The sequence below is a fragment of the Streptomyces sp. P17 genome, assembly GCF_032436805.1.
Classification (GTDB): Bacteria; Actinomycetota; Actinomycetes; order Streptomycetales; family Streptomycetaceae; genus Streptomyces.
Map to the genome: position 1 here is coordinate 1 of NZ_JAVRBF010000727.1, position 277 is coordinate 277.

Consider the following 277-nt stretch of genomic DNA (forward strand, 5'->3'; position numbering starts at 1 on the left):
GTCTGGCTGCCGCTGAGATGACCGATATGGCCGCGATGTCGGACGCTATGCCTTGCTGTCCGGACGGCCAAAAAAGCAATAACTGCCGGGATTGTCCGCTTGTCGCGATGTGCATGCTGACCATCGCGCAGGCCGAACCATCCCCAACGGACGGTGTCCAAGTTTCCTTTCAAACCAGCCGACTGCTTTTCCCTCTCGACGACTTGATTGCGGACGGCCTCATCGGTTCCCCTCCGGATCATCCCCCTCGAATCTCGATCTGATCGGCGTCTCCACG

General features: G+C 59.2%; 1 protein-coding gene. It reads left to right on the forward strand.

Annotation, left to right across the window (positions count from 1 at the left end):
• Positions 1–263 (forward strand): hypothetical protein (locus tag RMT89_RS42740; protein ID WP_315889153.1); only part of this gene is annotated, 263 nt, incomplete at its 5' end.
• Positions 264–277 lie beyond the last annotated feature (14 nt).